Source organism: Proteus hauseri, assembly GCF_040139125.1.
GTDB lineage: Bacteria > Pseudomonadota > Gammaproteobacteria > Enterobacterales > Enterobacteriaceae > Proteus > Proteus hauseri_B.
Window position 1 is genome coordinate 394,515 of the sequence record NZ_JBEEUB010000002.1, and the last position, 20,154, is coordinate 414,668.

Genomic DNA, 20,154 nt, shown 5'->3' on the forward strand with positions numbered 1-20,154 from the left:
AATATCTGGCAAAAAAAATTATTATATGGTTTATTCATTGAATCTTAATCACTATTCTTATTAAGAGATGATTAATATCTTGTACAGGGGAAAAGATGAATACGAAAATAAAAGTCGCCATTGTTGGTTATGGCAATATTGGTCGATTTGCTTTAGAAGCGGTAAATGCGGCTCAAGATTTTGAATTAGTCGGTGTTGTTCGTCGTGATTGCACGAATATTCCAGAAGAACTGCAAAATATTACCGTTACTCATGATATTAAAACATTAGGGCATGTTGATGTTGCGCTACTTTGTTCTCCAACACGAGCAATTAAAGCGTTAGCCAAATCTATTTTAGCGCTAGGTATTAATACGGTAGATAGTTTTGATGTTCATAGTGAAATAGTCGCATTAAAAACAGAGTTAGATAGTGTTGCTAAAAAGCATGACAGTGTTGCGGTTATTTCTGCTGGATGGGATCCTGGTTCGGATTCGATTATTCGTACACTAATGCTAGCAATGGCACCTAAAGGCATTACATACACCAACTTTGGTCCAGGTATGAGTATGGGGCATAGTGTTGCGGCTAAAGCGATTGATGGAGTAAAAGATGCGCTTTCAATGACGATACCATTAGGTACAGGTGTTCATCGTCGTATGGTTTATGTTGAGTTAGAAGCGGGTGCTGATTTTAATGCTGTAGAAAAAGCGATAAAAGCAGATAGTTATTTCTCTTCTGATGAAACGCATATTAAACAAGTTGATAGTGTTGATAGCTTAAAAGATGTTGGTCATGGTGTGCAGATGACACATAAAGGCGTATCAGGAAAAACACATAATCAGTTATTTGAATATTCAATGCGAATTAACAATCCAGCATTAACCTCTCAATTTATGGTTTCAGCGGCAAGAGCTAGCATGAAACAGCAAGCAGGGGCTTATACCGTCATTGAAATTCCACCAGTTAACTTCTTAGCGGGTGATTTGAATTCGCTGATCGCAAAATTAGTGTAATTGCGTTAAGAGTCGCTGCATAAAATATTGCCCACATAAAGTGGGCAATAGGATTAACGCTTAGGCAAACTTGATGATTTGGAATTAGCGTTTAATACTTTTAAATTCTTTGGTTGTTGCTGTTAATGCCACTTCAGTTGGTAAACGTTCCATTGAACTTGCACCATAAAAACCGTGACAATCTGGGCAGTTATCAAGGATATATTGCGCATCTTCCGGTGTGGCAATTGGACCACCATGACAAAGTACAATCACATCAGAACGTACTGCTTTTGCCGCTTTAGCCCAGTCATTAATTAATGGTACACAATCCGCTAATGTTAATGCGGTTTCAGCCCCAATATTACCACCTGTGGTTAAACCCATATGTGGAACGATAATATCAGCACCCGCTTTTGCCATTGCAATCGCGTCTTCACGACTAAAGACATAAGGTGTGGTCAATAAGCCTTTTTCGTGCGCTTTGCGGATCATCTCGACTTCAAGTCCGTAACCCATACCTGTTTCTTCTAGATTAGCGCGGAAATTACCATCAATTAAGCCAACAGTAGGGAAGTTTTGCACACCAGCAAAACCTATTGCTTTTACATCATCTAAAAATTTATCGAAATTACAGAATGGATCGGTACCATTAACACCAGCAAGTACAGGTGTATGTTTTACTACAGGTAAAACTTCTTTCGCCATATCCATAACGATTTCGTTGGCATTACCATAAGCAAGCAAACCCGCTAAAGATCCACGACCCGCCATGCGATAACGACCTGAGTTATAAATCACGATAAGGTCAATACCACCCGCTTCTTCGCATTTAGCTGAAAGCCCAGTACCTGCACCACCACCAATAATAGGTTCATGGCGAGCAATCATTTCATTGAATTTTTCTAGTAACACTTCACGTGAATGAGTCATTCTTCTTTCTCCGTGGTTAACAAATAAGTTCCTGGTGTAAATCATAAATTTGCTGATTAAATTCAGCTGAGTTTATGTGATAAGGACTGATGACTAATTGACGAGTCTCTGTCTCTTTAAATGTTGTTATAAATGCATCAAAAAACGCTTGGTTTGCTTGTGGATCCCAGAATGGGCCACCTTCAATATCCAGAGCTGAAAAACCGCCCTGTGGTAATACAAACCGCAAAGGACCTTCACACTGATTTAATTTCTCAGCGATCCAAATACCTAATTGGCGGTTTTCCTCTGGTGTTGTACGCATTAAGGTGACTTGTGCATTATGGTGATAAAACTGACGCCCTCTATATTTCTCAGGCACACTAGAAGGTTTACCAAAATTAACCATATCTAATGCACCGCAAGAACCTATATAAGGGGTTTTAGTGCGGGCGATAGCACCAAAACGGTCTTCATCACAAGCAAGCACTCCGTCAAACAAATAATCACATACTTCTGTTGTTGTAAGATCAAGTACGCTATGAAGTAGGTGACTGTCTGCCAGTTTTTCCATGGCTTTACCGCCACTTCCTGTTGCATGAAAAACAAGGCAGTCATAATTAGTTTCGAGTTTTTGAGTCAGTTGTTGTACACAAGGTGTGGTAACACCAAACATGGTTAATGCCACAGCAGGTTTATCAACAACGTGCTCTTCTTGATAAAAATAGACAGCGCCGGCAATTTGATTAGCTGCATTTCTCAACACTTTACGAGAAATACGATTTAAGCCGGATACATCGGTTACGGAGTACATCATTGAGATATCACTGGCACCGATATAACCGGAAATATCACCGGAAGCCATTGTAGATACCATCAATTTAGGTACACCAATTGGCAGAGATTGCATTGCTGGTGTAATCAGTGCCGTCCCCCCTGAGCCGCCTAGCCCAAGAATGGCTAAGACATCATCACAGTGAGTTAAATAGTGTTCAAACGCGACCGACATCGCCGCAATTGCTCTGCCTCTATCGCCACAAAATACAGCATCTTTCCCCTCAGGGTGATGGCTTGCGACTTCTAAAGCAGTGACATCAGCTTCTCTTGCTAATGCCGTGGGTTTGGTTGTCAAATCGACGGTTTTAACAGGAAGGCCTGCTTGTTTAATTAATTCACTGACATAAAAAATTTCAGCGCTTTTAGTATCAAGCGTCGTCGCAATATAAATAGAACCAGAATACTGTTTCATTAGCCTTCCCTTACCTTTTATGATTATTGACGAATAGATTATAATCATAATGAGACTTGAGTTTCATTTATAATAGCACCACTTTGAGACTCGTGTCTCATTATTTTTATTTTTTCTGTTTTAGATATCGATTAGGGTGAGTTAATCACCTAAAGTAAACGTTAATAGAATTGAAAATTTATTATAAGATCAGTAAACCATACGGAAGTATGATAATAGCGAAGGATTTACGATGAGTTACAGTGATGAAACGGATGCAATGTCCGGTACACGAAAAAGAACCTACCATTTATTAGTGAATACTGCGTTGGGACTTTTTGAGCAGGGAATGTTACCGACAGTGTCAGAATTAGCGGCGCATGCAGGTGTTTCTAGAGCAACCGCATATCGCTATTTTCCGACTCAGAGTGATTTAATTAGTGCTACTGTGGATGCCAGTTTAGCACCGATTATTGCATGGAAACCTATCGCTGAAGATAATACGCAAGAGCGTATTCAAAAATTGCTTAATCTTGCTTATCCACAAATGTTTAAACATGAAGGGGCATTGCGAGGCGCACTGCAAGTATCGTTACAGCAGTGGGCAAAAGAGAGGCAATCAAGTGAATATACAGAAAAACGATTTATTCGAGGTCACCGTAAAGAGATACTTCTTAAGGTGATTGAGCCATTAAAAAGCCAATATCCAGAAGAGATGTGGGATAAGGTGATTAAAGCGTTTTCACTGATTTATGGTTCGGAAGTATTTTTAGTAATGAAAGATATCTGGAAAATGGACGATCAGCAGGTCATTGATATGACTCAATGGATGGCAAAAGCTATCCTAAATCAGGCAAAGTCAGATTTTCCTACAGATAACGATTAATTATTTGAATAAATCAGTTAAAATTGTATCAATCATTTACGTTTTAGCTATTGCAGGATCGTTATGTCACATAAAACAGAAGACCAAGAGTGGCTGGTAGAACAACTAGAATATATTGCACAAGGCATTGGTAAAACATTATCGCCTTTTTGTGAAGTTGTACTTCATGATCTGACTGATAGTGAAAATACTATTATGGTCATTGAAAATAACCTTTCAGGACGAAAAGTAGGAGATAGAGCAACAGAGTTAGGAATGGCGCGTATCGAGTCGTCTGATTTTCCTCAAATTGTTGCAAATTATCCTAACCAGTTTCCTGATGGAAGAACGGCGAAAAGTACGTCTATTGGTATTAAAGATAAGCAAGGCAATTATGTTGCTGCTTTATGTTTAAATATTGATATTTCAATGATTAAAGGTTTGCAAATGGTGCTTAATCAATTTGCCACGCTTGAAGAAGGCAATGACATTATTGAAACCTTTAGCTCAGTAACCGAGGATTCACTGAAAAAGCGTATTGACGAGTTTTCTGCAACTTATTCAGTAACGCCAAGAGCTCTGAAACCCCATCAGCGTCGTGAATTATTACTTTGTCTACAAGATGAAGGTTACCTTTCACTGCGTAAAGCGATGGAGATCACTGCACAATATCTTGGTGTTTCAAGGGCAACTGTTTATAACGATCTAAAAGAATAAATAAACTAGCAACTTATTGTTAAATACCAGAGAAAATATTTACACTAAAAAAAAGATATCACTTGTTGATATCTTTTTTTATTTCTATTTTTAATTTTAAATTATATATAGTTCTTTTATTGAAAAGTGTTAATTAATTACTATTGTGCGATTTTTATAAACTTAAAAAAATGAGAGGGATAGACTATCTAAAACAATTTTAAAGAAGGCATTTAAAATGAAAGTTGGAGAAGTAAATTTAGCAGTAACTAAATCTGTAAATAATATAGAAAATAAGATTGAAACTGAGTATAAAAAAACGCTTTCATATATCAAGGATTTGGAAAGTATTTTTAATACTAATGTAAATATTAGGATGAAAGGAGATAAAAATACGACATTAGGTAGTAATATATCTAAGTATATAAATGGCTGTGAAAATAAATTAAAAAATAATAGCGATAGTTATCCTGTTTTAAATAATAAGTCAGATAGCTACAATGAGAATAAAAATAAGACTGTTTCAGATGATAAATTTAATCAAGAAATTGATGACCTTATTAATAACAATCTTGAAAATATGATGAATGATTTATTTGATGAAAATGATCATTTACGTAGTCATAAAGATTTTATTGAAACAGATAATAGTTATAAAAATACTGAAAGTATAGAAAAGCAATCTATTACGACAGAAGAGAGTAATCATGAAAATACTGAAAGTATAGAAAAGCAATCTATTACAACGGAAGAGAGTAATCATGAAAATACTGAAAGTATAGAAAAGCAATCTATTACGACAGAAAAGAGTAATCATAAAAATACTGAAAGTATAGAAAAGCAATCTATTACAACGGAAGAGAGTAATCATAAAAATACTGAAAATATAGATAATCAAATTGTTGAAAAAAAAGAAAATAAACTTCCTGATTGGATTACTAATTCCGGGAGAAAAAAATTAAATGCAAATCAAAATCTTTATTTTAGAAGTGAAAAGAAAAGAAGTTTTAAAAATTTAATTAAAATATTTTTTTCACCATTTAAATTTATAAATAGATCATTGTTACCTGTAAGTGTCGATTTTGAAAATCCTAATATAAATAGATCATTAAAAACATTTAGGTTTGATAGTGTGTCAAATAATGAAGCTTTTAGTAATTTCTCTAATAAACTAAACCAACTAAATGAAACATTTACTGATAATATTAATAAAGTAATAGATAAGAAATTATTTAATAATAAAAATATAGATGTAACGATTAAATATCATACTTTAGAAAAGGCTTTGGAATGCAAGCTTGTTAATGATATGAAAATATTAAGTAATGAATTTAAATCTGATTTGGCTAAAAATAAATTTGAAGAGAATTATTCTGATTTACACGTGAAAATAGTAAATAAATTAAATGATATCACTGATCCAGAGATGGATAATTTGTTTTCTTCTAATACGATTGAAGAATTAAAAAGTTTATTAAAAGAAAAGGTTAATAGTAAAAATAGTAATATAAAATTTGATTCAACTATTGATGAAATAGTTGATTCTGTTTTGAATGAAAAAAATAAAATAGCAATGGGTAAAGATTTTTATGGTGTATATGAACATATAAAGGAAGGTATATCTGATAAATTAACAAAAGAATTATTTAATAAGATTTCAAAAAATGAAATATTTATTGGCGATAAAGATTCTATTACAAAAGTAGATGACTTAATCAAAACAGTAAGTGAACATATTCATAAAAATTTAGGTAAACCAACAGAGAAAATAATAAATTCACTTAGTAATTCTTTTTATGAAAATATAAAACAAAATGACAATGGAAAGGATTTACTCACTCGATTATTTAAAAACTCAAGTAATAATATTAATTATAAGTGGGCACAGGATGCTGTCATATTATTAATCAGTTATGAAACATTTGAAAATGAAGTGAGTGAATTAAGCGAAGAAAGTAAAGGATATTCGATAAGTTATGATAGTGATGGAGTAAAAGCAAATGGTGGGGGTGGTTCTGATAAAACACAAGAAACAATGGCAAAAACAAAATTAAAAGATATTTTAAATCGATTGGGATTAAAAGATGGTGATTTTGTAAAATATAAAGACGAAGTGCTTAGGAAATATTTTTCTAACTATTTTGAGCATATTTAATACATCAATAAGTTATTTTTATTTTTTATAAGATTTTAAATATATATAAGTAGGTGTTTTTATGAAGATGAATAGTGTTACTTTAAATCCTAAATTTTCTTTTTCTAAAGTGAGTCATAGATATCCTAAAAAAGAAGAATATATTATTTCAAAAAAGATAAGTGAGATAAAAAACACCCCCGTATCACCTTCGTTTTTAAAAAGAATAGTTCATGGAATTTCCTCTTTTTACCATAAAATTGATATGACTTTATTTGTTAGAAGTATAAAAAGTATAAATAATAATAAGATGTTTAATTCTTCTGAGAAATTAAAAATTGATAATGTCATATATGAAAATCAAGGAGATATCGATAGAAGAGAAAATTTGATTTCTATGGTGGGAGAAAATGATAAAAAAAATTTATTTTTAAATGAAATTTCAAATGAATATAGAGAAGAAATAAATAATTCTAATGTGTTGAATGATCTTATTTATAATTCAGATGCTAAATTTGATTTTTATAGTTTTAGTCATTATTTAACCGAAGTTAAAAAAGCGAAAGATTATTTTTCATTATCCAATAATCTTGATGACATCACTTCTAATGAACATGATTTATTTAATGTTTTTAGTATTATAATTAACAATAGACTTAATGCCTTAAATGTTGATGACTTTAAAAATATCTATAAACTTATTACTAAAATATATAATTTTGAAAAAATACATTTAAATAAAAAATATGACTTTATGAGTAATTTTTCAAGTGTTAAAGAAAGAGATAAATTTATAAGTTGTATTAATTTACTTGTTATTGCTGAAGATGAATTAGGAGTGCTGAGTAATTCTGATAAGGTTCTTAGCGAGAAAATAAAACATAATTTATCAACAATAATGAAAGTGGCACTAGGAAATAAAGATAATAAAAATGCTTCTTTTAAAAAACTAATAATGGAGTGGAGAAATATATATATTAATGGATGTGATTTTCAAAAATATAGAAGTTCAGATGAGGAGTTAAAAGAAAATTTTGGAGGTGTAAAACTATTTTCTGAAGAGGAAATGAAATGGGAAAATAAAAAAAGAGAGTTAAATATACTATTAGATAATAGTGATTTAATAGCGCAAATAGAAAAAATAGAAGAGGAAATGAAATTAAAAGAAGAGGTAAAAGAAGAAGAAATAAAAGAAGAAGTGATGGATACGGTTGATGAAACAGAAGAGGAAACAAAGAGATTAGCAAGAGAAAAGGCAGATAAGAAAGCAGATGAAATAATTAAAGAAATAAAAAGAAATGCAAATAATGAGTCAATAATAAAGATTTCTGAGCTGGAAATTAAAGATAAAATAGAAAACAGAGAAGATAAAGATGAACTGTTAAATAAGTCGTTAAATATTTTTTCCTCTATGGAAGAGATGATGAAGAAATATAATGAAATTAATTTAATAGATGAAAAAATAAAAGAAATTTTATCTGATGTTAATCAAGAAATAAAAATAGATTTTAATAGACACGTAAATGAAGCAAGAGAAATAATGACTTCTATTCGTGATAGTTTAGTTTCTATCAAGAGCTCAAAAGAGAGAGTGAATACGGAAGTTGAAGAAAATGATCCTTATCATGAGATAAAAAATCTTTTAATTAAATTAAAAGAAAATTTAAATTTTAATATAAGTGACTCAATTGGTGAAACGACTAAAATACCAATAAAAAATAATATAAAAGAGCTAATGAATGAGTTTGATCTTTATCTTTCAAAGATGAGGGGAATGCTTTTAGATGATGATTTAACTCAGTTAAATAATATTACATTCAGAAGTGAAAATGTGTTAAAGAGTGATGCTTCTAAAATAAATGGATTAGATTTTTTGAACAAAAAAATTGATGATATTGAATATATTCCAGAAGAAGCAATGTCAATAAACTTTGACGAAAACGATCCTAAAATTGAAGATTCAATTTCATTATTGATGGAAAAAATAAATAAAGAAATTAATAGGAAAGTGATAAATAAAAAAGAAGTCCATAATTATAGTATCAGTTCAGGCTCTGATTTTGTAACTAAAACAAAAGAAAATATTGAGAAAAATAGAAAGTTAAGAAGTGAGATAAATAATCCTGTAAAAAATAAAGTATTAGATAAGGCTATAAAAAATTTCATTGATAATACGATTGATAAAGAAAACGAATTTCAGCTGTTGAAAAATGAAATTGAGAATGTTCAGGAAAAAAATAAAAGGAAAAAAGAGCAGTACAAAAATGAAAGAATAGCACCTATGATGGAGGGTGAAATAGAAAAAAATCAAGGTGTTGGGTTTGGTAGTAATGAATTAGAAACTAAAGAGAATTTAAATATAGATAAGTCGTCAAATAAAGCTGATATTGATAATAGAAAAGGTTTTCAATCTAATTTTGTTTTCGAAGGTGAACTATATGACATCTTATTTGATAAATATAAAGAAATGAAACATTATAAAATAGAAAGCCCTTTTGTAGTTTTTGAGTTTAATAAAGATGAAAAGAATAACGATAAAATTAAGTTTAACTATACTAATGGAAGTGTTTTGTATTTAATAAATAAAAAAATAAAAAGTAATAAATCTTTAATTAAAGATTATATAAATAGTGGGATTGAAAAAAGTATAAATGAATTTATTAATAAAAAAATGGAAAGTAATGCAATTAAAAACCAAAGTGAAGAACCAATTAAAAGCCCAGCTGACAAAGAAATAGACAGTGACTTTAAGTTGGCAATAAATAGCATCGTCACTGCAATTGATGAGGATCTAAGTAATAAGAGTAATCAGAGTGATAAAAAAATAAAAAAATAATTATAACATTTTTCTTAAATAATATTTCTTATCACTCACTGGATAGTTCTCTAGTGTGCCAAATATTTCAAATCCCTGCTTTTGATAAAAAGGCAGGGCTTGGAAGCTAAAGGTATCCACTTCTGCATATTTGGCACCTTTCTCTTTTGCGCTATTTTCCATGGTTTGTAGCAATTCTGTACCTATGTTTTGTCCACGATAGGCTTTATCTACCCATAAGTAACGAATGCGTAACCAGTTTCCTAAAATATCACCGCTTATCCCACCAATCTTTTTGCCTTTTTCCTCTTTAAATACCGCAAGTGGCGTGTATTGATCAAAACTAATAAATTGAAGGTTATGTGTCAGTAACCCCTCATAGATTTCGTTGATCTCATTAGCAGTTGGATTTGTGGTAACTTTTAATGACATAATTAGCTCTTAATATTAAGAAAAAGCGATGTTTTTATTATAACTATTTAGTTATTAATTGAACTCACTAATGCTAGGATAAAAAACAATAAATAAAAAAATTGGATAACACAACATGTCGTTCTTAAAAACCTTACCGGGTATTCTTTTTTGCGCTTTAGTTGGTACTGGATTAACGCTTTCTGGTTTACCTATGGCGTTAATGTTTGGTCCTATTGTTGTGGTGATTATTGCTTATCGGTTTGGTTTTGAACTTTCAGTGCCTAAACATACGCTAACGTTTATTCAGCTTACGCTGGGGACGTCTGTTGGCTTAATGTTTAATCAAGTACATTTAGGCAGTGCAGATAATCTGGTGATTTTATTGCTGACGTTAGTGATTTGTTTAGCTATTCAGTTTTTTGTCAGCTATTTTTGGTTTCATCGTCATATTGGCTGGACGAAAGAAGAGTCGATGTTAGGTGCAGTTCCGGGCGCAATGGCGGCAATTCTTGCTTTAACGGATCACACTAAAACCCCTCCTCAAAAAATAGTAATTTCTCATACCATTCGTTTAATGGTGTTGATTATTATGGCGGGTTTTATTGTGGGCGCTGATAAAGCCAATATGCCTGAATTTGCTATACCCGAAATGACGATTAATTCACTGTTGTGGTTATTATTGATTGTTGCTTTAGGATTAGTTTTTGGACTTTTATTACAGAAAATCCGATTTCCAGCGCCTTTTATGTTGACCTCATTAGGTAGTGCTGTTTTGGTTCAATCTTTTATTAGTGAACCCATTGCTTTTCCTATGTTACTTAATGAATTGAGCATGGTATTAATTGGTATGAATATTGGTGCTCACTTTGTGGTTTTTCCGCTTTCATCCCTGATTAAAAATGCATTTTCTTCTGTTCAAGTCGTGATAATTAACGTGATTTTGACGGTTATTGTCGCCTTTAGTGCTGCTTCTTTAACCGGCGTTCCTTGGGCGACTTTAGTTTTAGCTTGGGCACCGGGAAGTATGGAGGCAATGACTTTTGCTGCCATTACTATGAATGTCGATGCTGCTTTTGTTATGTCTAACCATATTTTTAGAATGTTGATTATTCAAAGTATTCCTTCTGTGGCGCTGTTTTGGAATGAGCGCAAACAAAAGAGAAAAAACAGTGATAAAGGGTAAAATACAATACCGTTAGAAAGTGAGAAATGCGGTCAATAATAGCGGTGGGTATTAGCGCGTGTGGTAAATGGAATTTATGATAACCTCCATAATATATCTAAAAATAGGAGGTTATTTTAAGCTGTTTTTATTTTATTTATGCCCAACAACCGATTAATAGTCTAATAAACTCATTGACTTATTGGCTAATAATTGACATTTCTTATTATGTGGTACTTTAATTCCCTTCAAATCAAGATAACTATCTTCATTTAATTTACTCATTGGTAAAGAAGAATAGTTACTGACATCCCATTGTTGAGAGCGGGAAAAGATAAAAATAGCTCTTTCTATTTTCTGTTTTGATACCTGCTCATAACCACAATCTTTATTTAAAAATAGGTAGATAGCCGTTAAATCTGCCAAGTCTTCTGCTTGAGAATCGGTTAACGCTGTTGCACTAGAAGAGAAAAGTGTGGTGAAAGAGAGCGTAACAGTACAGAGCAAGGCGAACATTTTCTTCATTGGTTACGACATTCCTCAGTGTGATGATTTCGTAAGTTTTGTTATTTCACTTAATTTAGTTAAAAGTTTTGCAAAGACCCTCTGTTTTATCTGGTTTTAAATTGACCTTCCAGTAAGGGGAAACTTTAGCATTCGTAATTAGTTTACAGAACTGCTTTATTGGTCTTATTACGACAAAACCAGAGTAGCTTGTTTTAATTCAAAGGAATACATCATGCAACGTCGCGAATTTTTAAAATTAGGCGCCACATTAAGTGCAGTAACACTATTACCAAGCTGGAGTCGTCTTGCATTCGCTCAAAGTAACACGGCTTCATTGGCTATTCCACCCCAAATTAGCCCTGATGCACAACAAAAGATTGTTCTGAATATTCAACAAGGTGTTTCTCAATTTATCCCTTCTGCAAGCACAACAACGTGGGGATATAACGGTAATTTATTAGGTCCTGCGTTAAAACTTAAGCGTGGTCAACCGGTCACTATTGATATTCATAACCAATTACCAGAAACCACAACGGTTCATTGGCATGGTCTTGAAATTAGTGGTGAACAAGACGGTGGTCCACAAGCGACTATTGCACCAGGACAATCTCGCACAGTCACTTTTACGCCAAACCAAGCAGAATCAACCTGCTGGTTCCACCCTCATACTCACGGTATTACAGGGCAACAAGTGGCGATGGGATTAGGCGGTTTAGTGATTATTGAAGATGATGAAACGCCAAATCATAAATTACCTAAACGCTGGGGCGTTGATGATTTACCTGTTATTTTGCAAGATAAACGCTTAGACAGTAATGGACAGATTGATTATCAACTTGATGTTATGAGCGCGGCAATTGGTTGGTTTGGCGATATGATGTTAACCAACGGCGCCATTCAACCACAACATATCGTACCAAAAGGTTGGATTAGATTACGTTTCTTAAATGGTTGTAATGCACGTAGTCTTAATTTGGCAACCAGTGATGGCAGACCAATGTATGTTATTGCCAGTGATGGTGGGTTATTAGCTGAGCCGGTAAAAGTGACTGAATTACCTATCTTAATGGGTGAGCGTTTTGAAGTATTAGTTGATACGTCTGATGGGCGTGATTTCGATATCGTGACTTTACCAGTACGTCAAATGGGAATGGTATTAGCGCCATTTGATAATGTATTACCTGTATTACGTCTATTACCTTCAGCAGAAAAAGCACAAGGCGTATTGCCTGATCAACTTGCACTTATTTCTGCATTGCCATCATTAACTAATTTGGCAACTCGTCCATTACATTTACGTATGGATATGCGCTTAGATATGCAAGGGATGATGGCATTAACAGAACGTTATGGTGATAAAGCATTAGCGGGGTTGCATCATGGCATGAGTCATATGCGCCAAGGTAATGGTAATGGCATGATGGGCGGTGGAATGATGAATGGAGGATGTGGTCATTCTAATGGTGACATCGATTTCCATAATGCAAACAGTATTAATGGTATTCCTTTCTCAATGACAGAACCTGCTTTTGATGTAAAACAAGGTGTTTATGAGCGTTGGGTTGTTTCAGGTCGTGGCGATATGATGCTGCACCCATTCCATGTTCATGGTACGCAATTTCGTATTTTAACGGAGAATGGTCGAGCACCAGAAAAACACCGCCAAGGTTGGAAAGATATCGTGAAAGTAGAGGGACAAATTAGCGAAATCTTAGTTAAATTCGACCATTTAGCGACGCAAGCACATCCATTTATGGCGCACTGTCACTTATTAGAGCATGAAGATACTGGCATGATGTTAGGTTTTACCGTAAGTAAGTAGTAATTCACTGTAATAATAAATAATATCAGTAAGATAAATCAAAGAAGGGTGTAAAATTGATATTTTATGCCCTTACTTTCATTAAATCAGATCATCGCATGATGAAGTAAGTTCTGGTACAATCGGTTGCTTTCCACGTTAACCCAATCGAAATAAATCATGAAACATATTGTTGATGTCATGATCTCTGAAGAAGAGATCAAACAGCGTATTGCTGAATTAGGTCGTGAAATCACCGAACATTACACTCCTCGTCAAGAGAAACATGATCTTGTCTTAATCGGTTTACTAAAAGGTTCTTTTATTTTTATGGCTGATTTATGCCGTGAAATTGAGACGCCTCATGAAGTCGATTTTATGACAGTCTCAAGTTATGGTAATGGTATGACGTCAACCCGTGACGTTAAAATCATTAAAGATCTAGATGAAGATATTCGTGGTAAAGATGTTCTGATTGTTGAAGATATTATTGACTCAGGTAATACCTTAAATCGCGTTCGTGAGATTTTAAGCTTACGTGAGCCCGCTTCTATCTCTATTTGTACTTTACTTGATAAGCCTTCTCGTCGTGAAGTTGAAGTGCCTGTTGAGTGGATTGGTTACTCTATAGAAGATAAATTTGTTATCGGTTACGGAATCGATTACGCGCAACGTTATCGCCACCTGCCTTATATTGGGCATGTAACGCTACTAGATGAGTAATTCATTTACTTAAAATAGAAGTGAAAAAACCCGCTGAAAAAAAGCGGGTTTTTTGTCTGAATAATTAGCGTGTTATTGATAATGCTATTATTTAATAAATAGAGATGCAGGTAAGTTAAACCGAAATGCCAGTTTTTTGATGTGTTCAAGTGTTAAATTACGCTCACCATTTAAAATGCGGCTGACATAAGAGCGAGAACCTAGCTCATCTTCAAAATCAGTTGTATTAAGATTGTATTGATCCATTAATGTGCGTAAAACAGCAATAGCATCATCACATTTATTCAGTTTTTCGTTGAAGGCTTGAAACTCCGGTGCGCTGTTTTCATATTCATCAATTTTAGTACAAAGCATATCAATTAAAGGGTTATCAGGGCTGTGTTCAACTAAGTATTCAACTAATTTGACACCATCTTCATAATCTTTACGAGAATGGCTACCACCGAGAATAGGAACTATATTCACTAGGCTATTTGCAGCCTGAATAGCATCAATAATTATCATTCTTTTGTTCTCCGATAGTGGTCCACAAATTTATCATATTCAGCATGTGTAGAAATGTGTTTTACAAATATTTTGCTTCTTTCAAAATCAGCAAAGAATATGATCCTTAATGTATTTCCTCCAATATCAATAACCCACCATTTTTCTCTATATTTCATCCTATCTAAACTTGGGAACACTTTTTTTAACTCTGCTGGTGTTTGATAGGCATCACGTTTTAATGTTTTATAAGTATCAGAAAGTGCTAGGGGACAATTAGGGAAACGTATAGATGCCAAATTAAAAAGTTCTCGTGATATTACGTGCATTCCATGTCCTTGTTTCCTATTTGGCAACAGAATAGCATCCTTTTAATTTGTTGCCAAATAGACAACAAAATAGGGTTGTTTTATGAAAGAAAAGGACAGGAGAGGAATAAAGCGAAGAAGAAGCTAGGCTCTAAAGGAGAGAACTCCACGTTTAGAGCCTATATTCACAATGCTGATAAGCTAGAATTAACGCGGATGACTCAATTTTGCCATTGCTTGGCGATAAGAGAGCTCTAATTTTTCGCGGCTATCTGAAGTCACATCTAAGTCGTGTAGCTCACCGTTATTTAAGCCATAAACCCAACCGTGGATCATCACTTTTTGTCCACGTTTCCATGCCGCTTGCATAATGGTTGAGTGACCAAGATTATAAACTTGTTCAATAACGTTAAGTTCGCAAAGTAGGTTTAATCTATCTTGTGGTGCAAGTTCACCTAACATTGAGCTGTGTTTATACCAAATATCACGAATATGCAGTAACCAATTATTGATAAGACCCAGTTCAGTGCCTTCAATTGCCGCTTCAATACCACCGCAACCATAGTGACCACAGACAATAATATGTTCCACTTGCAGTACATCAACCGCATATTGAATAACTGAAAGGCAGTTTAAATCAGTGTGGATAACCAGATTGGCAACGTTACGGTGAACAAATAAGTCGCCTGGGGCGGCGTTAATTAATTTTTCAGCGGGAACTCGGCTGTCAGAGCAACCAATCCATAAAAAGTGTGGTTTTTGGCCTTTACAGAGATCTTTAAAAAACTGAGGATTTTCTTCAGTGACAGATTCTGACCATTGCTTGTTATTAGATAACAGCTCTTCAATTTTTCTCATCATGACGTATGACTGCCTGTAAATTCGGTTTTTAACCATTTGCGCTGACAGTACGCCAACACGAAACAGCTTTTGTGTTATGTTCGGATGTGAAATATCCGCAATGAAAGGGTATTTTTATACCATTACTTTTGAATTAATCAGAGGGCTTTTTTAGCACCTAATGACAGATAACTATCAATGTTTTTTTGCATTCAAATAAGATAGATCTTTTTATAGCATTTGTTTAATTAAATTATCAATACATTATTTGATGTAAATCAAATTCGTGAAAAGATAACTAATTGTTAATTCTATCATTAAGCCATTTATATCATAGTGATAGCTTTATTTTTATAAATAATTCTTATCTATGAAATTATTTTTTGAGGATCAATAATAAAGTTTGTTTTAAAATAATTTCATATTGTGCTGAAATTAGCTTGGTCCATATTGAGAGAATATCTTTCAGTAAGAGTGACTAATAAAGGCAATAATTTTATTGATATCAAATAAACTCAATGATAACGAGATGAAACTGTTGCTTTTAAAGTTAGGAATAACAGTAAAAAATAGCAGTGGAACAAGACAATCAAGATGATAATCGGTTGTTTTTTATTATCTGTGTTTTGGCGATAATTGTTAATGTTTGCTTATTTATTCATTTGTGTCATAAACTTCAAAACGGTTTATTTGCCGCTGTTTTTTATCTAGAATAACTTATTCCATTTTGATCCTATTGAACTAAGCCTATTTTCTAAATTGAAATATGTTAGGAATGCTTAGTTGAATAGCTATTTTCTGATTTCAGCTCAGTAAATGCTGAATAATGCAGTTGATAAAAGGTAATTTCCACTTATGACTTATGCATTGGAGTTAACTGAGTTAACGAAAACCTACCACAATGGTGTAAAAGCACTAAAAGGTATTAATCTTACCGTTGAAGCAGGGGATTTTTATGCCCTGTTAGGGCCTAATGGTGCGGGTAAATCAACCACAATTGGTATTATTAGTTCGTTGGTAAATAAAAGCAGCGGTAAGGTAAAGGTATTTGGTTACGATACAGATACCGATATGGTTAATGCCAAACGACAACTTGGCTTAGTGCCACAAGAATTTAATTTCAATCCTTTTGAAACCGTTTTGCAAATTGTTATCAATCAAGCTGGTTATTATGGTGTGCCTCGTAAACTTGCTTTAGAACGTGCCGAAATCTATTTAACCCAACTTGATCTATGGGAGAAAAAAGATGACAGAGCCCGTTTTTTATCAGGAGGAATGAAGCGCCGTTTAATGATTGCCCGTGCACTTATGCATCAACCTAGATTACTAATTTTAGATGAGCCAACAGCGGGTGTTGATATTGAACTGCGTCGCTCTATGTGGACCTTCTTAAAACAGCTTAATGATGAAGGCACCACGATTATTTTAACTACTCACTATCTTGAAGAAGCAGAAATGCTTTGTCGGAATATTGGTATCATTCAACGTGGTGAACTGGTTGAAAATACCAGCATGAAAGGGTTATTAAGCAAGTTAGAGTCTGAAACCTTTATTTTAGATTTAGCACCAAAAAGCCCACTGCCTGAATTACAAAACTATCAATATCGTTTAGTGGATACTTCAACATTAGAAGTTGATGTAAAGAGAGAGCAGGGGTTAAGCAGTGTTTTTGCTCAATTAAATACACAAGGTATTCAAGTATTAAGTATGCGAAATAAAGCGAATCGTCTTGAAGAGTTGTTTGTGCATTTAGTTAATGAAGATCATACACAAGAAGGAGCGGGGGAATGATTCAGCTCTATTGGGTAGCCCTCAAAACTATTTGGATAAAAGAAGTTACCCGTTTTGGTCGTATTTGGGTACAAACGTTAATTCCACCTGTTATTACGATGTCACTTTATTTCGTTATTTTCGGTAACTTAATTGGTAAACGCATTGGTGATATGGGGGGGGTGGATTACATGCAGTTTATTGTTCCTGGCCTGATTATGATGGCGGTAATAACAAACTCATATGCTAACGTCTCTTCTTCATTTTTTGGTGCCAAATTCCAGCGTAGTATTGAGGAATTATTAGTATCACCTGTACCTACTCATGTGGTTATTGCTGGTTTTGTGGGGGGCGGTGTTGCTCGTGGTGTTTGTGTTGGCATATTAGTTACTCTAATTTCACTCTTTTTTGTCCCCTTAGAAATACACTCTTGGACAATGGTGGTAGTGACATTACTAATGACATCCATCGTGTTCTCTCTTGCTGGGCTATTAAATGCGATTTTTGCTAAAACCTTTGATGATATTAGCATTATTCCTACTTTCGTATTAACACCGTTAACTTATTTAGGGGGGGTGTTTTATTCTCTTACACTACTTCCTGAATTTTGGCAGGGCGTATCTAAGTTAAACCCAATTGTTTATATGATTAGTGGTTTCCGTTATGGATTCTTGGGAATTACCGATGTCTCTTTAACCGTTACTATTGGTGTTTTATGCCTGTTTATTGCGGTGTTTTATGCCATTGCTTGGTATTTAATTGAAAAAGGTCGTGGTTTAAGAAGCTAATCAAGCTATTTAGTTAATTGCTTATAAAAAAGCTAAAAAATATAAAATCGGTATCTTTTATTCAGATATCGATTTTTTTTGACCTATTTTTCCATCTTGATGTTAATTTTTCTTTAAATTGTCTTTTTGCTATTAACAAAATCATTTTTGTTGTTTAGTATACTAAACACTTTGACAGGGTAGAGTGGGAAAATTAAATGACAACGGCAAGCCAAACAGAAAAAGTGCCTGCAACCATTTCACGTAATAAACTTCTGTGTATTGCTGGTATGGGCTGGACTTTTGATGCAATGGATGTGGGATTATTAGCGTTTTTATTAACCGCATTAAAAGAAGATTGGGGATTAACCGCTTCTCAATTGGGGTGGATTGGCAGTGTAAACTCAATAGGAATGGCTGTAGGTGCTTTTGTTTTTGGCATTATGGCGGATAGAAAAGGTAGAAAGCCTGTATTTATCTTCACGTTACTGCTATTTAGTTTGGGATGTGGCTTAACCGCATTGGCAAGTTCACTGATGATTGTACTGATTTTGCGCTTTTTTATTGGTATGGGATTAGGTGGGGAATTGCCAGTGGCTTCAACCTTAGTGAGTGAAAGTGTTGAAACTCATGAGCGTGGACGGATCGTCGTATTACTAGAAAGCTTCTGGGCTGTCGGTTGGTTAATTGCCGCACTGATTGCTTACTTTATTATTCCTGATTATGGTTGGCGTATGGCTATGTTGCTAAGCGCATTGCCCGCAGTTTATGCTCTCTATCTGCGAGCTAAATTACCCGAGCCTGTATCAACGCATGTATCACAAAAGAAAACGCGTTTATCCATTCGTCAATCCATGGCGCTGATTTGGTCTCCTCAATATCGTCGTTCAACCTTAATGTTGTGGATTTTATGGTTTTGTGTGGTGTTCTCTTATTATGGTATTTTTCTTTGGCTGCCAAGTGTGGCAATGCTAAAAGGCTTTAGTTTAATTAAAAGTTTTCAATATGTATTGATAATGACACTGGCACAATTACCGGGTTATTTCACTGCTGCATGGTTAATTGAACGCTATGGCAGAAAGTTTGTTTTAGTTAGCTATCTTGCTGGCACTGCTGTTAGTGCTTACTATTTTAGTTGTGCAGACTCCACCACCACATTGCTGGTTTTTGGCATGTTGCTTTCGTTTTTTAATTTAGGCGCTTGGGGGGCTTTATACGCTTATACACCAGAGCAATATCCTGATGGCATTCGTGCAACAGGTGCAGGGACAGCAACTGCAATAGGCAGAATAGGGGGGATTTTAGGTCCCTTGTTGGTGGGATATTTAGTGCAATACCAAGTTGAAATAAGCTCAATCTTCCTCATTTTTAGTATTTCGATAGTAATAGGAATATTTGCCGTCATGCTATTAGGTAAAGAGACAAAAAATCAGCCACTCAATACGATTTAATCACGCTTTTTTTTGATACTAAAAAATACATAACTACTGCTCTTGTAATATGATAGTACTTAAGATTTTTATGAGAAAAGAGGATCCAAATGTCTCATTACAATGATGTGGTTAAACAAGTTGATGAAGCCATTGCCACAACCAGTATTCAAACAATGAATGAGCTTCTAGTTGAGTTGGGTAAAGATAATACGATTGAATTTCCACAACGCTATGAGCAACAAGAACGTTTACGCAATGCTATTTTTCATCATGGTGAAAAACAGCGTTAATAGTGCGTGTTAAGCTGATTAAAAAAAGCGTT

The 20,154-nt window shown here is 34.0% G+C and carries 19 protein-coding genes; 12 read left to right on the forward strand and 7 right to left on the reverse strand.

The features are described 5' to 3' along the window. Nucleotides 1-95: 95 nt before the first annotated feature. On the forward strand, nt 96-995 hold the full coding sequence (locus ABN099_RS04790; RefSeq protein WP_349462540.1) for a diaminopimelate dehydrogenase: 900 nt from the start codon (nt 96-98) through the stop codon (nt 993-995). 84 nt (nt 996-1,079) lie between these two features. On the opposite strand, the gene ABN099_RS04795 is transcribed toward ABN099_RS04790, so the two are convergent. Both ABN099_RS04795 and ABN099_RS04800 read right to left on the reverse strand, forming a co-directional pair. After that, nucleotides 1,080-1,907, reverse strand: coding sequence for a phosphoenolpyruvate hydrolase family protein (locus ABN099_RS04795; RefSeq protein WP_349462541.1), 828 nt, complete (start codon nt 1,905-1,907; stop codon nt 1,080-1,082). A 16-nt stretch (nt 1,908-1,923) separates the two neighbouring features. After that, a complete protein-coding gene (locus ABN099_RS04800) occupies nt 1,924-3,135 on the reverse strand; it encodes a Tm-1-like ATP-binding domain-containing protein (RefSeq protein WP_349462542.1) in 1,212 nt (403 codons plus the stop codon). A 232-nt stretch (nt 3,136-3,367) separates the two neighbouring features. Here ABN099_RS04800 and ABN099_RS04805 point away from each other — a divergent pair, with 232 nt between their 5' ends. From ABN099_RS04805 to ABN099_RS04820, 4 genes are all read left to right on the forward strand, one after another. Continuing rightward, nucleotides 3,368-4,000: a TetR/AcrR family transcriptional regulator gene (locus ABN099_RS04805; RefSeq protein WP_349462543.1), complete on the forward strand. Its 633-nt coding sequence runs from the start codon at nt 3,368-3,370 to the stop codon at nt 3,998-4,000. A 63-nt stretch (nt 4,001-4,063) separates the two neighbouring features. Next, nucleotides 4,064-4,696 carry a helix-turn-helix transcriptional regulator gene (locus ABN099_RS04810; RefSeq protein WP_349462544.1) on the forward strand — a complete coding sequence of 211 codons (633 nt, stop codon included), beginning with the start codon at nt 4,064-4,066 and terminating at the stop codon, nt 4,694-4,696. A gap of 217 nt (nt 4,697-4,913) precedes the next feature. Next, nucleotides 4,914-6,830, forward strand: a complete 1,917-nt coding sequence (locus tag ABN099_RS04815; protein WP_349462545.1) for a hypothetical protein — start codon at nt 4,914-4,916, stop codon at nt 6,828-6,830. A gap of 61 nt (nt 6,831-6,891) precedes the next feature. Next, nucleotides 6,892-9,645: a hypothetical protein gene (locus ABN099_RS04820; RefSeq protein WP_349462546.1), complete on the forward strand. Its 2,754-nt coding sequence runs from the start codon at nt 6,892-6,894 to the stop codon at nt 9,643-9,645. On the opposite strand, the gene ABN099_RS04825 is transcribed toward ABN099_RS04820, so the two are convergent. Further along, nucleotides 9,646-10,056: a GNAT family N-acetyltransferase gene (locus ABN099_RS04825; protein ID WP_349462547.1), complete on the reverse strand. Its 411-nt coding sequence runs from the start codon at nt 10,054-10,056 to the stop codon at nt 9,646-9,648. It lies immediately after the preceding gene. 115 nt (nt 10,057-10,171) lie between these two features. Here ABN099_RS04825 and ABN099_RS04830 point away from each other — a divergent pair, with 115 nt between their 5' ends. After that, nucleotides 10,172-11,221, forward strand: a complete 1,050-nt coding sequence (locus tag ABN099_RS04830; protein ID WP_349462548.1) for an AbrB family transcriptional regulator — start codon at nt 10,172-10,174, stop codon at nt 11,219-11,221. Between the two features lie 153 nt (nt 11,222-11,374). Here the strand turns inward: ABN099_RS04830 and ABN099_RS04835 are convergent, their stop codons facing one another. Then, a complete protein-coding gene (locus tag ABN099_RS04835) occupies nt 11,375-11,725 on the reverse strand; it encodes a YacC family pilotin-like protein (RefSeq protein ID WP_349462549.1) in 351 nt (116 codons plus the stop codon). A 214-nt stretch (nt 11,726-11,939) separates the two neighbouring features. Between ABN099_RS04835 and cueO the strand changes: the two genes are divergently transcribed. Further along, the gene (gene cueO / locus ABN099_RS04840; protein WP_349462550.1) at nt 11,940-13,529 is read left to right on the forward strand and encodes a multicopper oxidase CueO; all 1,590 of its coding nucleotides are present in this window, start codon (nt 11,940-11,942) and stop codon (nt 13,527-13,529) included. Nucleotides 13,530-13,688: 159 nt separating this feature from the next. Next, on the forward strand, nt 13,689-14,231 hold the full coding sequence (gene hpt, locus ABN099_RS04845) for a hypoxanthine phosphoribosyltransferase (protein WP_349462551.1): 543 nt from the start codon (nt 13,689-13,691) through the stop codon (nt 14,229-14,231). Between the two features lie 87 nt (nt 14,232-14,318). Here the strand turns inward: hpt and ABN099_RS04850 are convergent, their stop codons facing one another. From ABN099_RS04850 to can, 3 genes are all read right to left on the reverse strand, one after another. Continuing rightward, entirely contained in the window at nt 14,319-14,735 is a 417-nt protein-coding gene (locus ABN099_RS04850) for a helix-turn-helix domain-containing protein (protein ID WP_349462552.1), read from the reverse strand. Beyond that, nucleotides 14,732-15,043, reverse strand: coding sequence for a type II toxin-antitoxin system HigB family toxin (locus ABN099_RS04855; RefSeq protein ID WP_349462553.1), 312 nt, complete (start codon nt 15,041-15,043; stop codon nt 14,732-14,734). Before ABN099_RS04855 ends, ABN099_RS04850 begins: the two co-directional genes overlap by 4 nt. A 186-nt stretch (nt 15,044-15,229) precedes the next feature. Beyond that, nucleotides 15,230-15,883, reverse strand: a complete 654-nt coding sequence (can, locus tag ABN099_RS04860; protein ID WP_349462554.1) for a carbonate dehydratase — start codon at nt 15,881-15,883, stop codon at nt 15,230-15,232. 834 nt (nt 15,884-16,717) lie between these two features. Here can and ABN099_RS04865 point away from each other — a divergent pair. The 4 genes from ABN099_RS04865 to ABN099_RS04880 all read left to right on the forward strand — a co-directional run bounded on the left by ABN099_RS04865 (nt 16,718) and on the right by ABN099_RS04880 (nt 20,122). Further along, nucleotides 16,718-17,653, forward strand: coding sequence for an ABC transporter ATP-binding protein (locus ABN099_RS04865; RefSeq protein WP_349462555.1), 936 nt, complete (start codon nt 16,718-16,720; stop codon nt 17,651-17,653). Beyond that, the gene (locus ABN099_RS04870; protein WP_349462556.1) at nt 17,650-18,420 is read left to right on the forward strand and encodes an ABC transporter permease; all 771 of its coding nucleotides are present in this window, start codon (nt 17,650-17,652) and stop codon (nt 18,418-18,420) included. The genes ABN099_RS04865 and ABN099_RS04870 overlap by 4 nt, the downstream gene beginning before the upstream one ends. A gap of 197 nt (nt 18,421-18,617) precedes the next feature. Continuing rightward, nucleotides 18,618-19,850: an MFS transporter gene (locus ABN099_RS04875; RefSeq protein ID WP_349462557.1), complete on the forward strand. Its 1,233-nt coding sequence runs from the start codon at nt 18,618-18,620 to the stop codon at nt 19,848-19,850. Between the two features lie 89 nt (nt 19,851-19,939). Then, nucleotides 19,940-20,122, forward strand: coding sequence for a DUF2526 family protein (locus ABN099_RS04880; protein ID WP_349462558.1), 183 nt, complete (start codon nt 19,940-19,942; stop codon nt 20,120-20,122). The last annotated feature ends 32 nt before the right edge of the window (nt 20,123-20,154 follow it).